Origin of the sequence: Aeromonas lusitana (genome assembly GCF_002812985.1) — a bacterium.
Taxonomy (GTDB): Bacteria; Pseudomonadota; Gammaproteobacteria; order Enterobacterales; family Aeromonadaceae; genus Aeromonas; species Aeromonas lusitana.
This window is the reverse complement of sequence record NZ_PGCP01000021.1, coordinates 21,892-35,879: the sequence shown is the minus strand read 5'-3', so window position 1 is coordinate 35,879 and position 13,988 is coordinate 21,892. Positions and strand designations below refer to the sequence as shown.

Sequence of the window (13,988 nt, the reverse complement as noted above, 5' to 3'; positions counted from 1 at the left end):
GATATCGGAATGGCTGCATCTGTACACTAGACCTGTCGATTGTAAAAGTTGGTTGCCACGTTAGCGGATTAAAATAGTGGTTACAAGGGATAAAGGCTGTGGTTTGTACTGCTAGGTGGCAACAAGTGGAAATAAATGATGACAGTTGGCCGTTATGGGTGGTGAAAAATACGCCGATGAGTGATCTCGTCGGCGCAGAGTTCAGCGTCCGGCCGGGCGCCGACGCTGGGATGTTAGCGGGGGCGGTTAACGGCGGCGCTTGAGGGTGCGGCTCACGTAGTGCAGGCCCGCCTGATAGTCACCGCTGATGGCCTTGAGGGCGAGTTCCAGCGCCTGGCTCGCCAGGGCGTCGTGCTGCTGGGGCAGGGAGTTGATGCCAAAGGGCAGGAAATCCAGCAGCCTGTCATCGCCGAAGGTGGCCATGGCGAGCTGGCTCATGTCGCTCTCCTGCTCCAACAGATAGTCGAGCACCCCCTCCATCAGGATGTAGGAGGTGGCGACCAGGGCCTCGGGCAGTTGGCCGAGTTGCTGATGCAAGCGCTTGATCAGCCGATAGCCCTCGGCGCGGGAGAAGTGCTCCCCCTCGCAGAGATGGGCTGAGGGGCGGGCACCGTCGTGATCCGCCAGCGCCTGTTCAAAACCCGCCTTGCGTTCTTGGCTTATCGTGAGATTTGGCAGCGCAGTGATCAAAGCCAGATGCCGGATGGCAGGGGTGAACAGGGAGGCGGTGAGATCGCAGCTCGCCTTTTGGTTCTCGCTCGCCACCGTGATGAAGTGCTCCGCCGCCATGGCGCGGTCGATGGCCAGGATCTGCACACCGCGAGCCTGCTGATCCAGATAAAAAGGATCCGCCGGCGGCAGGCAGCTCGCCACCAGCAGCGCATCCACGTGGCGGCTCACCAGCATGCGGGCCAGCTCCTTCTCGGTATCCGGCTCATCCTCCGAGCAGACGATCAGCAACTGATAACCCTGAGCCCGCGCCCCTTGCTCGAGCCGTTTGGCGAGCTTGGCATAACTGGCGTTCTCCAGATCCGGCAGGATGAAACCCAGCGTCCTGGTCTGGCCGCCGCGCAGGGAGGCGGCGCGGCTGTCCGGCTGATAGTTGTGGGCATTGACCACCGCCATTACCTTGTCGCGGGTGGTCTGGCTGATGCGGTATTGATCGGCCTTGCCGTTGATCACATAGCTGGCGGTGGTGCGCGAGACACCGGCCAGGGCGGCGATTTCATCCAGTTTCATCATGTTGGCTCTGTTTGAGTTGCAAGGCCCGCGTCTGCCCTCGGGCGGGGCAGCGAAAAGTGTGCGCGGGATCATATCATTGAAAAGCACTCTCTGCGGGCACTTGAACAATTGGCTGAAACGATTCAGTCTGAGTGTAGGTGAAACGATTCAGCTTGTCAGCAAGCAATGGCCGACCGGGTTTAAAAACGGGCCCTGGATCACCAGGGGACACATTCCGGTCTACTTTTGGCAGGCAAGTTTCCTGAAATTCAAATCGTGTTGAGCAGAACCCGCTGTCAGGCGAGGTCGACTCTTTAGGAGAATCTCTATGTTGAAGTTGGCGCGACAGCAAATCCTGCTGGGGCAATCGGTCGGGACCAAGGCGGAGGCCATCGCCCTGCTGGCCGGCAAACTGACCGAGGCCGGTCTGGTGGAAGCCGGGTATGTGGACGGCATGTTGGCCCGTGAGGCGCAGCACGCTACCTACCTTGGCAGCGGCATCGCCATTCCCCACGGCACCACTGACACCCGTCATCTGGTCAAGAGCACAGGCGTCATGGTGGCCCAGTTCCCCCAAGGCATCGAGTGGGATGATGGCCAGATTGCCTATGTGGCCATCGGCATCGCCGCCAAGTCCGACGAGCATCTGGGGATCCTGCGTCAGCTCACCCATGTGCTGGGTGACGAGCAGGCCGCTCAAACGCTCAGGACCGCCACCGATGAAGAGACCATCATCAAGATCTTGACCGGTGCCAACGAGGCGAAGGAGGTGCAGTTCCTGACCTTGGCCGACTTCCCGGCCAACGATCGCGATCAGCTGCTGCTGGGGGCCGCCGCCCGCGCCAAGTCTGCCGGTTGGGGGGACGCCGCCATGGTGAGCGCCCTGCTGGCAAGCGATCCCGCCTATCTGGGGGAGGGCGTCTGGCTGGCCCGCGCCAATGTGCAGCACACCGTCTCCGCCCAGACCGGTTGGGTACTGGCCACCCCGAGCAGTGCACTGAGCGCTGGGGATCTGCCGGTGAGCGCCCTGCTGCTACTGTGCGCCGCCGATGTTGGCCATCTGCCGCAGCTCGAGAATCTCGCCAAGCTTGCCTCCGCCAACCAGCTTGCCAGCCTGGCGGGCAGCGAGGGGCTGGCCATGTTGCAGGCGGGACCAGCATCCGGCCTGTCCGATACCTTCACCATCATCAATCCCCACGGCCTGCACGCCCGCCCGGGCGCCATGCTGGTCAAGGTGGCCAAGGAGTTTGAATCCGACATCCGGGTGGCGAACCTGGATGGCAGCGGCGAGGCGGTCTCCGCCAAGAGCCTGATGAAGGTCATCGGCCTGGGCGTCAAGTGCGGTCACCGCTTGGCGTTTCGCGCCGAAGGAGCGGATGCCGAGGCCGCCCTCAAGGGCATAGGCGCCGCCATTGCCGCCGGCCTGGGCGAGGGGGCGCTCTCATGACACTAATGACCATCACCCTCAACCCGGCGCTGGATCTCACCACTCGCCTCGAGGCCCTGGCCCTTGGCGAGGTGAACCTGGTGAGCGAGGGCAACCTGCGCGCCGCCGGCAAGGGGATCAACGTCGCCATGGTCTTGAAAGATCTTGGCCGTGAGGTAGGGCTGAGCGGCTGGCTCGGCGCCGATAACCAGCAGAGCTTCGTGTCGTTGTTTGCCGAGCGGGGCTTGGCCGATCACTTCGTGCGGGTCGCGGGCAGCACCCGCATCAACGTCAAGATCTCCGAGCAATCGGGGCGGGTCACGGATCTTAACCTGCCTGGGCTGCACATAAGCGATGAAGCCGTTGAGGCGCTGGAGGCGGCCATTGACGAGCTGACCCCTCATGCTGATTGGTTTGTGCTGGCGGGCAGTCTGCCCAAGGGCGTGGAGCCTGCCTACTGCGCCCGCCTCATCACCTTGCTCAAGGCCAAAGGCAAGAAGGTCATCTTCGATTGCAGCGGTGCGGCGCTCAAAGCCGGTCTTCGCGCCGCTCCGACCCTGGTCAAACCGAATCTCGAGGAGCTTGAGCAGTGGGCCGAGCGGCCCATCAAGACCCTGAAAGATCAGGCCGAGTGTGCCCGCGCCCTGCAGGCGGACGGCATAGAACATGTAGTGGTTTCCAACGGCGCCGAGGGCCTTATCTGGTTTGGCCCGGATGGCATCTGGCAGGCCGTGCCGCCACGCATGCAGGTGGTCAGCACGGTCGGCGCCGGTGATTCTCTGGTGGCAGGGCTCGCCCATGGTCTCAGCCTCGGCTGGGCGCCGGAGCAGACCCTGCGCCTGGCCACCGCCGTCTCGGCCCTGGCGGTGAGCCAGGTCGCGGTGGGCTTTAGCGACATCCGCGTCTTGACCCCTTTACTGGAGCAGGTTCGGGTACAACGCCTCGATACAGCTCAATTCGATTCCATGGAACCTTCAGGAGATGCCCAATGAAAGCAATCTTGGTCACGGCTTGCCCCGCGGGCATCGCCACCAGCTTTCTCGTTGCCAAACGGATAGAACAACAGGCCAAGCTGGCCGGTTGGGAGCTGCAACTCGATGTTGACTCGAGCGTGCAGCCGCGCCAGCAGCCCTCGGCCGCCGACATCGCCGCCGCCGATTTGGTGCTGGTGGTGGCCAGTAGCCCAGTGGATCTCGCCGCCTATGACGGCAAGCGCCTCTACCAGGGCAGCATGGATCTCGCCTTGCAGGATCCCGCCAACCTGCTGAGCGCAGCCGAGGGTGAGGCCAAGGTCTATCGCCATCAGGCCGCGCCGGTCGTTGCCGCGACGCCTGCGAGTGCAACCAAGCGCATCGTGGCGGTGACGGCTTGTCCCACTGGCGTTGCTCACACCTTTATGTCGGCGGAAGCGCTCGAGACCATGGCCAAGCAGCTGGGGTATCAGATCCGCGTCGAGACCCAGGGCTCGGTCGGTGCCCAGAACGCCCTGACGGCGGAGGAGATTGCCGCCGCCGATCTGGTATTCCTCGCCACCGACATCGAGGTGGACATGGTGCGCTTCGATGGCAAGCCTGTGTATCACACCAGCACGGGGGCGGCCCTCAAGAAGACCCGCGCCGAGCTGGACAAGGCCTGGAACGAGGCAACCGTCTATCGTCACAGCGGCGCCAGCCAGCCTAAGAAAGAAGAGAAGGCCGGCCCTTACAAGCACCTGCTGACCGGCGTCTCCTTCATGCTGCCCATGGTGGTGGCCGGTGGTCTCATCATCGCCATCTCCTTCATCTTCGGGATTGAGGCGTTCAAGGAGCAGGGGACCCTGGCGGCCGCCCTGATGCAGATCGGTGGTGGCTCTGCCTTCGCCCTGATGATCCCTGTGCTGGCCGGTTACATCGCCTACTCCATTGCGGACAGACCTGGTCTGGCTCCCGGCATGATCGCCGGTATGCTGGCAAGCTCGCTCGGCGCCGGTTTCCTCGGTGGCATCGTCGGCGGCTTCCTGGCCGGTTACAGCGCCAAGTTCCTGAGTGACAAGGTGCGCCTGCCGGTGACCCTGGAAGCGCTCAAGCCCATCCTCATCATTCCGCTGTTTGCCAGCCTGTTCACGGGTCTCGTGATGATCTACGTGGTGGGCGGCCCGGTCGCCGGCATCATGAGTGCCATGACAGAGTTCTTGAACAACATGGGCTCCGCCAACGCCGTGCTGCTGGGGGTCATCATAGGTGCCATGATGTGCTTCGACATGGGTGGCCCGGTCAACAAGGCGGCTTACGCCTTCGGGGTCGGCCTGCTCGCCTCCAAGACCTATGCTCCCATGGCCGCCGTGATGGCCGCCGGCATGGTGCCGGCGCTCGGGATGGGGATCGCCACCTTCCTCGCCAGCAAGAAGTTCATCAAGGCGGAGCAGGAAGCGGGCAAGGCCTCCTTCGTGCTGGGTCTGTGCTTCATCTCCGAGGGGGCCATTCCGTTTGCCGCCAAGGATCCGATGCGGGTCATCCCGGCTTGCATGGTAGGCGGCGCCCTGACCGGTGCGCTCTCCATGCTGTTCGGCTGTGAACTGGTGGCGCCCCACGGCGGCCTGTTCGTGCTGTTTATCCCCAACGCCATCAGCCATGTGTTCATGTACATACTGGCAATCGCGGCGGGCTCCTTGGTGACCGGTGTCGCCTACGCCATGCTCAAGCGCAGCGAGCAAGGGGCGACCAAGTTGGCGACGGCCTGACGGGGCAACTCGAGGTTGCATGCGGTGCAAAAAGGGCGGCCATTGGCCGCCCTTTTTATCTGTTTCTATGTGCTCTTATGGCAGATGGTATCGTCTAGGTATTAAAAGGCAGTCAAAAATCCCACCCAGATTGCGTCAGCTGATCCGGATCGCCGGCCTCCTGGGCCTTGCGTCTGGCAGCCAGCACCCTGGCCTTGCGGTTGCGGCACAGTCGCATCACCTCCTGCTGCTCGGTGGGACTCATCTTCTGCCAGTTGAAACGCTCCTCCCGACTGCGCAGGCACCCCTTGCAGTAACCCTTGTTGTTCACTTCACAGACCCCGATGCAGGGGCTCTGTAGCGGGAAGATCTCGAGCTGTTCCATTCATGACCTCGCACACCTTGTCCTCTTTGTTATAACCCAGAGTGCCCCTTTGGCGAAACTGGGCGTGCAAAAGGGCAGGGCACTCGTGTTGGCCTGCGTTAGGTGATCACCAGTATGTGCACTCGCCGATAAGAGGCGCAGCCCGCCACGCTCGGGCAGCAAGACGCGATCCCCATCGGGTCGGCTAAGCTTCCAGATGTTGTCCATCTGACAGGAGTCACACATATGAAACGGTTTCACCAACACACGGGTCTGGCGCTGGTGCTGCTCGCGGCCAGTGGCGCCCTCGGCGCCGCCGAAATCCTCAATCGCAACATCACAGAGGCCGAGATCACGGCCGCCCAGGATGGCTGGGGCAAGGCCCTGGTGCAGATAAGCGATGACTACCGATCGGGGGGCATAGAGAAGGCGAAAGCAACCGCCTCCGCCGTGCTCGACAGCGCCTATGGCTACGCCGACGGCCCAGTGCTGTTCAAGCCGACCCTGGCGAGCGGGGAGCAGACTTTTCGCCTGACCAAGGCGGGGGCGCTCGCCTATTTCGTCGGCCATGACCCGGCCTATCCGGCCGATACCGGTTTTGCTCTCAAGAACTGGAAGAGCTACCGCTACGAGAATGCGGCCGTCTACATCAACGGCAACATGGGGCTGACCATGGGCACAGTGCACCTCATCGATCGCGACAACAAGGAGGTCGATGTGGACAAGACCTGGGGCTTTCGCAAGGGGGACGATGGCAAGGTGCGCATCGTCCTGCACCACTCCTCCCTCCCATACTCGCACTGAGCCCGTCACACCCGGGCTGGTCGCCCTGGCCAGCCCGCGTTTTCCTTCCCAGCGGATCCCGCGCGCCACTCATCCCGTTTCTGGCGGCAAAACCCTGTCGCAGGAATGGGTAAAGGTGATGAATTTTGCAATTTATGGGGTCAAGAGGGCCTTTGTTTTTGTATGATAGCGCCGCCTGTTGAGGGCGTGGCCGCTCGGTCGCCGTGGGCGCGCGGGCACAAGATGGCACCCGTGATGACAAGTCTCTAAATTCATCACTGTTTTCATGATGTTAGCGTTTTCAGGTTAGATGAGGAACTATGAACAAACACGCGTACTGGCTGGCCGCCGCTGTGGTCGGGTTGGCTGGTTGTGCGGGCAGCCCTGACCCTGTCAAGGTGCCCCAGAAGAAGGCGGAATCCAGATGTTTTCTGAACTGCGAGGTGCCGGTCAATCTGGGCAAGCAGTATCTGGACGGTACCCTGCCAGAGGATCTGGTGCGGGTGGAGCGGGTCAACAGCCATCAGAGGTCGGATTTCAGCAAGTTCGGCCCCCAGAGCCGGCTGGTGATGGAGCGTTCGGGCAAGATGACCCGCCGCTACGGTGAGCTCTATCGTCAGCTTTCCCGCTGGGTGGCGAACGGTGGCAATCCCGTCCAGATCACCCAGTACGGCATCAGCCTGGCCCAGCTGGGCGGCGCCGATCGCATGGGTAACGTGCTGTTCACCGGTTACTACTCCCCCGTGCTGGAGGTGCGCCACCGGCCGGATGCCAAGTACAAGTATCCCATCTATGCCATGCCCAACTGTGCCGGTCGCTGTCCGAGCCGCGCCCAGATCCACCAGGGGGCCCTGGCCAACCGTGGGCTGGAGCTCGGTTACAGCAAGTCCCTCATCGACAACTTCCTGATGGATGTGCAGGGCTCGGGGTTTGTTCACTACGGGGATGACGACAGGCTGCAGTACCTGGGTTACAGCGGCAAGAACGGCCACGGCTACGTGAGTATCGGCCGGGTGCTGATCGACCGGGGCGAGGTGCCCAAGGAGCAGATGTCCATGAAGGCCATCAAGGAGTGGGCCAACCGCCAGCCGGAACAGAACGTGATGGAGCTGGTAGAGCAGAACCCCTCTTACGTCTTCTTCGAGCGCCGCCCCACCAACGACGTGGTCGGCGCCGCCGGCATTCCGTTGCTGCCCATGGCCGCGGTGGCGGCCGACAAGACCCTGCTGCCCATGGGCACCCCCATACTGGCGGAAGTGCCGCTGCTCGATAAAGAGGGCAATTGGACCGGCAAGCATCAGCTGCGCCTGTTGATCGCCCTGGATGTGGGTGGCGCGGTCAAGAAGGGGCACCTGGATCTCTACCACGGCATGGGTGAGAAGGCCGGGGTGGCTGCAGGGCACTACAAGCACTTCGGCCGGGTCTGGAAGCTGGGTCTGCACCACGGGCCGACCGCCGCGCCCTGGATCTGATGTTCAGGCTCGCCTAGCTGGGCTAGCGTATGGAAAATAAAAAAAGCCGCCGGAATATCCGGCGGCTTTTTTGTGGGCGGCAGCTGGTGACGTGCGTCATCCAGGCCTGGACGTGGGCCTCAGCCCTTCTTCACATCCAGCCGAATGGCGCCCACCGGCTTGCAGCAGCAGGGCAGACACTCTCCCTGGGAGACGAACGCCAGCGGCACATTGGGATAGTGCACTCGGCCTTCGAGCAGCGGTGTGCGGCAGGCGCCGCAATAGCCGCTGCGGCACTGGAACTCCACTTGATGGCCGTGGCGCTCCAAGGTCTCCAGCACGCTCTCGCCAGGTTGAGGGATCAGGGCGCCATCCCGGGTATGCACCAGCAAGGCCTGCGGCTCTTGCTCCGTTGCCTGCTGCGGGGCAGGGGATGGGATGCTGATGGCGTCACTCATGGCGCCATCTTATCCAGGACGGCGATGGTGCCGTCGATCGCCCTGCATGGCTTGATCACAGCTCGAAGTCACCGAGATCGTCGGCGTGCACTTCGCTGTCGATCTGGCCAACCAGATAGGAGCTCACTTCCACTTCCTGGGGGGCGACCTGCACGTTGTCGGAGGACAACCAGGTGTTGATCCAGGGGATGGGGTTTTGCTTGGCGCCGGCGAAGGCTGGCTGCAGGCCGACCGCGTTCATGCGCAGGTTGGTGATGTACTCCACGTACTGGCAAAGGATGTCCTTGTTCAGGCCGATCATGGAGCCGTCCTGGAACAGGTACTCGGCCCACTCCTTCTCCTGAATGGCCGCTTCCTTGAACAGCTCGAAGCAGGCCTGCTCGCACTCAACGGCGATCTCCGCCATCTCGGGATCGTCCTGGCCGCTGCGCATCAGGTTCAGCATATGCTGGGTCCCAGTGAGATGCAGGGCTTCGTCGCGGGCGATCATCTTGATGATCTTGGCGTTGCCTTCCATCAGCTCGCGCTCGGCGAAGGCAAACGAACAGGCGAAGCTCACGTAGAAGCGAATCGCCTCCAGGGCGTTGACGCTCATCAGGCACAGGTAGAGCTTCTTCTTCAGGCCGCGCAGGGTGATGGTCAGCTCGCGATCACCGACCCTATGGGTGCCTTCACCGTGCAGGTGATAGAGGGCGGTGGCCTCAATCAGATCGTCGTAGAAGTGGCTGATGGAGCCGGCGCGCTTCAGGATCTGCTCGTTGGTGATGATGTCGTCGAATACCTGGCCCGGGTTGTTGACGATGTTGCGGATGATGTGGGTGTAGGAGCGAGAGTGGATGGTCTCGGAGAAGGCCCAGGTCTCAATCCAGGTCTCGAGCTCAGGGATGGAGACCAGCGGCAGCAGCGCCACGTTCGGGCTGCGACCCTGGATGGAGTCCAGCAGGGTCTGGTACTTCAGGTTGGAGATGAAGATGTGCTGCTCGTGGGGCGGCAGGGCCTGATAGTCGATCCGATCGTGGGAGACATCCACCTCTTCCGGGCGCCAGAAGAAGGAGAGCTGCTTCTCGATCAGCCGCTCGAAGATGTCGTGTTTTTGTTGATCATAACGGGCCACGTTGACCGATTGGCCAAAGAACATGGGCTCCTTGAGTTGATCGTTTTGGGTCTGGCAGAAAGTTGAATAGGCCATGGTTGTCGAATGTCGCGAAGTAGGGGAAACAGGAGGGCGGGAGCTTGTCGCTCCCGCCCGGTTCATCAGATCTTACAGGCGCCGCCGGCACAACCGTCATCTTGCAGATCGGTCTGGGCATCGTCCGCACCATCACGGGTGTTGTGATAGTACAGGGTCTTGAGGCCGTATTTGTAGGCGGTCAGCAGATCCTTGAGCAGCTGCTTCATCGGTACCTTGTTGCCTTCGAAACGGGCGGGATCATAGTTGGTGTTGGCAGAGATCGCCTGATCCACGAATTTTTGCATGATACCGACCAGCTGCAGGTAACCATCCACGCTCGGTTGCTTCCACAGCAGTTCGTACTGATCTTTCAGACGGTGATACTCGGGCACCACCTGCTTGAGGATGCCGTCCTTGGAGGCCTTGACCGAGACCAGACCGCGCGGCGGCTCTATGCCGTTGGTGGCGTTGGAGATCTGGCTGGAGGTCTCGCTCGGCATCAGGGCAGTCAGGGTGGAGTTGCGCAGACCCACGGTTTTGATCTCTTCGCGCAGGGCTTCCCAATCCAGGTGCAGGGGTTCGTTGCACAGCACATCGAGATCCTTCTTGTAGGTATCGATGGGCAGGATCCCCTGGGCATAGGTGGTCTCGTTGAAGGCCGGGCAGGGGCCGAACTCGCGGGCCAGCTGCACCGAGGCCTTCAGCAGATAGTACTGGATCGCCTCGAAGGTGCGGTGAGTCAGCGCCAGACCGGAGCCGTCGGAGTAACGGGCACCATTTTTTGCCAGATAATAGGCATAGTTGATGACCCCAATCCCCAGAGTGCGGCGATTCATGCTGCCTTTTTGTGCGGCTTTCAGCGGATAATCCTGATAGTCGAGCAGGGCATCCAGGGCGCGCACGGCCAAGTCAGCCATCTCTTCCAAGTCTTCCAGCTTCTCGATGGCGCCGAGGTTGAAGGCGGACAGGGTGCACAGGGCGATTTCACCATCCTCGTCATCCACGTTGTTGAGCGGCTTGGTCGGCAGCGCAATTTCGAGGCAGAGGTTGGACTGGCGCACCGGCGCCACGCTCGGATCGAACGGGCTGTGGGTGTTGCAGTGATCCACGTTCTGGATGTAGATGCGACCGGTACCGGCGCGCTCCTGCATCATCAGGGAGAAGAGATCCACGGCCTTGAGAGTCTTCTTGCGAATGGCCGGGTCTTGCTCGTATTTGACGTAGAGCTGCTCGAACTTGTCTTGATCCGCGAAGAAGGCGTCGTACAGACCCGGTGCATCGGAGGGGGAGAACAGTGTGATGTCGCCGCCCTTGATCAGGCGCTGGTACATCAGCTTGTTGATCTGCACCCCGTAGTCCATGTGACGGACCCGGTTCTCTTCCACGCCGCGGTTGTTTTTCAGAACCAGCAGGCTCTCCACTTCTGTGTGCCACAGGGGGTAGAACAGGGTGGCCGCACCGCCGCGCACGCCGCCCTGGGAGCAGCATTTGACCGCGGTCTGGAAGTACTTGTAGAAGGGGATGCAGCCGGTGTGGAAGGCTTCGCCGCCACGGATGGGGCTGCCCAGACCACGGATGCGACCGGCGTTGATGCCGATGCCGGCGCGCTGGGAGACGTAACGCACGATGGCGCTGGCGGTGGCATTGATGGAATCCAGGCTGTCATCGCACTCGATCAGCACGCAGGAGCTGAACTGACGGGTCGGGGTGCGCACACCGCTCATGATGGGGGTGGGCAGGGAGATCTTGAAGGTCGAGACCGCATCGTAGAAGCGCTTGATGTAGTCCAGACGGGTATCTTTCGGATACTTGGAGAACAGGCAGGCCGCCACCAGGATGTAGAGGAACTGCGGGCTCTCGTAAATTTCGCCGGTGACGCGGTTCTGCACCAGGTACTTGCCTTCCAGCTGCTTGACCGCGGCGTAGGAGAAGTCCATGTCACGCCAGTGATCCAGGTGGGCGTTGAGCTCTTCGAATTCGGCCTGGGTGTAGTCGGTCAGCAGGTGCTTGTCGTACTTGCCCATGTCCACCAGCTTGGCGACATGCTGGTAGAGGTGGGGCGGCTCGAACTGGCCGTAGGCCTTCTTGCGCAGGTGGAAGATGGCCAGACGGGCGGCCATGTACTGGTAGTCCGGGCTCTGTTCGGAAATCAGATCGGCGGCAGCCTTGATGACGGTCTCGTGGATGTCGGCGGTACGGATACCGTCATAGAACTGGATGTGGGACTTGAGCTCCACCTGGGAGACCGACACGTTGTCGAGCTTCTCGGCAGCCCAGTCGAGCACGCGGTGAATTTTATCCAGATCGATGGGTTCTTTGTGTCCGTTACGCTTCGTCACAAACAAGTTCATTGGCTGATGACCTTTAGTTGATTCCCGAAAAACCATCGCGCCACGCTCCCATCAGGCCAATCTTGGCAACAGGGTGGGGGCGTACTGCGCGATGAATCACAAGATATAGTGTTATTTTGATTTCGAACTACAAGATAGTGAGGTCGCCCCCGCATTGCAACGTGTGGATAACCCGATAACTGTGGATAAATTGTGGGTGTCATGACAGATGTTAGTGGACGCTCACAGTGAGTGGGTTTTCATGCGTCCGCTCCGCTAAATGCAAGTCCGATGATCGAAGATGGAAAATTAAAATAACTTTTTTTGCTTGCGAAAACGGGATCGTTTTACTAGCAAATGAGCACTGGTTATCCCTTGCGCAGCAAGGGTCAAAAGCTGTCCGGTCGCTCCCTTTGGGCATGAAAAAGGAGCCGGTATCGGCTCCCTCTGTCTGGCTGTTCGATGGCAGCATGACGCGCTATGTGAACGTCCGCTGGCAGCATAAGGTGCCTGTCACATCCATCAAGCAGGCCAATTCTCGCGCCGTCGGCCTCAGCTCAGCTCGTAGCGCAGCCAGTGGTGCAAGGCCTGCACCGTATCAAAATGCAGGTCCGCACCCCAGTCGGCGGGATCCTCGTCGTCGTGCAGATAGCCCCAGCCCGCCACCGCGGTGCGCATGCCGGCGTTGCGACCGGCCTCGATGTCGCGTACATGATCCCCCACATAGAGACAGTGCGCCGCGTCCACCCCAAGCTGCTCGCAGGCGTAGTACATGGGGGCGGGATCGGGTTTGCGCACCGGCAAGGTATCGGCGCTCACCGTCACGCCGCAGTTCGCCAGCGCCGGCAGGGCCGCCAGCAGTGGCTCGGTCAAGAAACCCGGCTTGTTGGTGACTATGCCCCAGGGCAGCTCTTTTTCTTCCAGCCACTCGATCAGCGCCAGCATGCCGTCGTAGGGGCGGGTGCCGACGCACAGGTTCGCCGCATAGTAGTCGAGCAGGGCGGTGCGAAGGCGGCTGGCGCCGAGCTCTTCGAGCAGCTCGTCCCCAAGACCGGCCCTGAGCAGCCCCAGCGCCCCGTGAGAGGTGGTCTGACGGATGACGTCGTCAGAGAGCGGCGCGAAGCCTTCGTTTATCAGCACATGATTGACGGCGGCGCCGAGATCCGGGGCGGTATCGAGCAGGGTGCCGTCCAAGTCGAACAGCACGCAGCGCAGGGGCGCCTTGTTCGCGGCGCTCATCAGCCTTGCTCCGGGCGGGTGAAGGCCACCATGTAGTTGACGTCCACGTTGGCACCCAGCTTGAAGCGGTTGGAGAGCGGCGCATAGTGCACCCCGCTCATGTCCTTGACCAGCAGACCCGCGGCTTCCCCCATGCGGCACAGCTCGGCCGGGGTGATGAACTTCTTGTGGTCATGGGTGCCCTTGGGGACCATCTTCAGCAGATATTCGGCGCCCAGGATCATCATCAGATAGGCCTTGGGGTTACGGTTGATGGTGGAGACGAACACCTTGCCGCCCGGACGCACCAGGGTGGCGATGGCGCGCAGTACCGAGGCCGGATCAGGCACGTGCTCCAGCATCTCCATGCAGGTGACCACGTCATACTGGCCGGGCGCTTCAGCGGCGTGAGCCTCGGCGGTGATCTGGCGGTATTCGAGCTCCACCCCGGCTTCCAGGGCGTGGAGGCGGGCGACGCCGAGCGGCTCCTTGCCCATGTCGATGCCGGTCACCTTGGCACCGCGTCTGGCCATGCTCTCGGAGAGGATGCCGCCGCCGCAGCCGATGTCGAGGACGCGTTTGCCAAACAGGCCGCCACTCTTGTCTGTGATCCAGTCGAGGCGAACCGGGTTGATTTGATGCAGTGGCTTGAATTCGCCCTCCATGTCCCACCAGCGGGAGGCAATGGCTTCAAATTTGGCGATTTCTGTCAGATCGACATTGGCATCGGTATTCATTTTCGTGGATCCTGTGGCAGGGGCGCGACAGCCGCGTGACATGCGCGCAATCTATTGTCCTGGCGGGCATTATAACGGACGCACTTATGCAAACCAGCCTGATTTGCGGCTTAAGGTATTTCGCGTCCTGT

At 61.6% G+C, this 13,988-nt stretch carries 12 protein-coding genes; 5 read left to right on the top strand and 7 right to left on the bottom strand.

Annotated elements, in window-relative coordinates; translation table 11 throughout:
- Positions 1-246: 246 nt before the first annotated feature.
- The gene (cra, locus tag CUC44_RS13775) at positions 247-1,242 is read right to left on the bottom strand and encodes a catabolite repressor/activator (RefSeq protein ID WP_167388908.1); all 996 of its coding nucleotides are present in this window, start codon (positions 1,240-1,242) and stop codon (positions 247-249) included.
- A 307-nt stretch (positions 1,243-1,549) separates the two neighbouring features.
- Between cra and fruB the strand changes: the two genes are divergently transcribed.
- The 3 genes from fruB to fruA are packed head-to-tail and all read left to right on the top strand — an operon-like array spanning position 1,550 to position 5,366.
- Positions 1,550-2,668: a fused PTS fructose transporter subunit IIA/HPr protein gene (gene fruB / locus CUC44_RS13770; RefSeq protein ID WP_100860493.1), complete on the top strand. Its 1,119-nt coding sequence runs from the start codon at positions 1,550-1,552 to the stop codon at positions 2,666-2,668.
- Complete coding sequence (gene pfkB / locus CUC44_RS13765) at positions 2,665-3,639, top strand: 1-phosphofructokinase (RefSeq protein WP_100860492.1); 975 nt, start codon at positions 2,665-2,667, stop codon at positions 3,637-3,639. Before fruB ends, pfkB begins: the two co-directional genes overlap by 4 nt.
- Complete coding sequence (gene fruA / locus CUC44_RS13760) at positions 3,636-5,366, top strand: PTS fructose transporter subunit IIBC (RefSeq protein WP_100860491.1); 1,731 nt, start codon at positions 3,636-3,638, stop codon at positions 5,364-5,366. The genes pfkB and fruA overlap by 4 nt, the downstream gene beginning before the upstream one ends.
- A gap of 112 nt (positions 5,367-5,478) precedes the next feature.
- Here the strand turns inward: fruA and CUC44_RS13755 are convergent, their stop codons facing one another.
- A complete protein-coding gene (locus CUC44_RS13755; protein WP_100860490.1) occupies positions 5,479-5,730 on the bottom strand; it encodes a DUF1289 domain-containing protein in 252 nt (83 codons plus the stop codon).
- A 225-nt stretch (positions 5,731-5,955) separates the two neighbouring features.
- Between CUC44_RS13755 and CUC44_RS13750 the strand changes: the two genes are divergently transcribed.
- Positions 5,956-6,513 carry a hypothetical protein gene (locus CUC44_RS13750; protein ID WP_167388907.1) on the top strand — a complete coding sequence of 186 codons (558 nt, stop codon included), beginning with the start codon at positions 5,956-5,958 and terminating at the stop codon, positions 6,511-6,513.
- A gap of 299 nt (positions 6,514-6,812) precedes the next feature.
- Complete coding sequence (gene mltA, locus CUC44_RS13745) at positions 6,813-7,964, top strand: murein transglycosylase A (protein ID WP_100860488.1); 1,152 nt, start codon at positions 6,813-6,815, stop codon at positions 7,962-7,964.
- Positions 7,965-8,083: 119 nt separating this feature from the next.
- Here mltA and yfaE read toward each other — a convergent pair whose 3' ends face one another.
- From yfaE to ubiG, 5 genes are all read right to left on the bottom strand, one after another.
- A complete protein-coding gene (yfaE, locus tag CUC44_RS13740; protein ID WP_167388906.1) occupies positions 8,084-8,401 on the bottom strand; it encodes a class I ribonucleotide reductase maintenance protein YfaE in 318 nt (105 codons plus the stop codon).
- Between the two features lie 55 nt (positions 8,402-8,456).
- On the bottom strand, positions 8,457-9,590 hold the full coding sequence (nrdB, locus tag CUC44_RS13735; RefSeq protein WP_100860487.1) for a class Ia ribonucleoside-diphosphate reductase subunit beta: 1,134 nt from the start codon (positions 9,588-9,590) through the stop codon (positions 8,457-8,459).
- 65 nt (positions 9,591-9,655) lie between these two features.
- Entirely contained in the window at positions 9,656-11,923 is a 2,268-nt protein-coding gene (nrdA, locus tag CUC44_RS13730) for a class 1a ribonucleoside-diphosphate reductase subunit alpha (protein WP_167388905.1), read from the bottom strand.
- A gap of 531 nt (positions 11,924-12,454) precedes the next feature.
- Positions 12,455-13,141 (bottom strand): HAD family hydrolase, encoded by a 687-nt coding sequence (locus tag CUC44_RS13725; RefSeq protein WP_100860485.1) that lies wholly within the window; start codon positions 13,139-13,141, stop codon positions 12,455-12,457.
- Positions 13,141-13,857 carry a bifunctional 2-polyprenyl-6-hydroxyphenol methylase/3-demethylubiquinol 3-O-methyltransferase UbiG gene (gene ubiG / locus CUC44_RS13720; RefSeq protein ID WP_100860484.1) on the bottom strand — a complete coding sequence of 239 codons (717 nt, stop codon included), beginning with the start codon at positions 13,855-13,857 and terminating at the stop codon, positions 13,141-13,143. The genes CUC44_RS13725 and ubiG overlap by 1 nt, the downstream gene beginning before the upstream one ends.
- Positions 13,858-13,988: the final 131 nt, after the last annotated feature.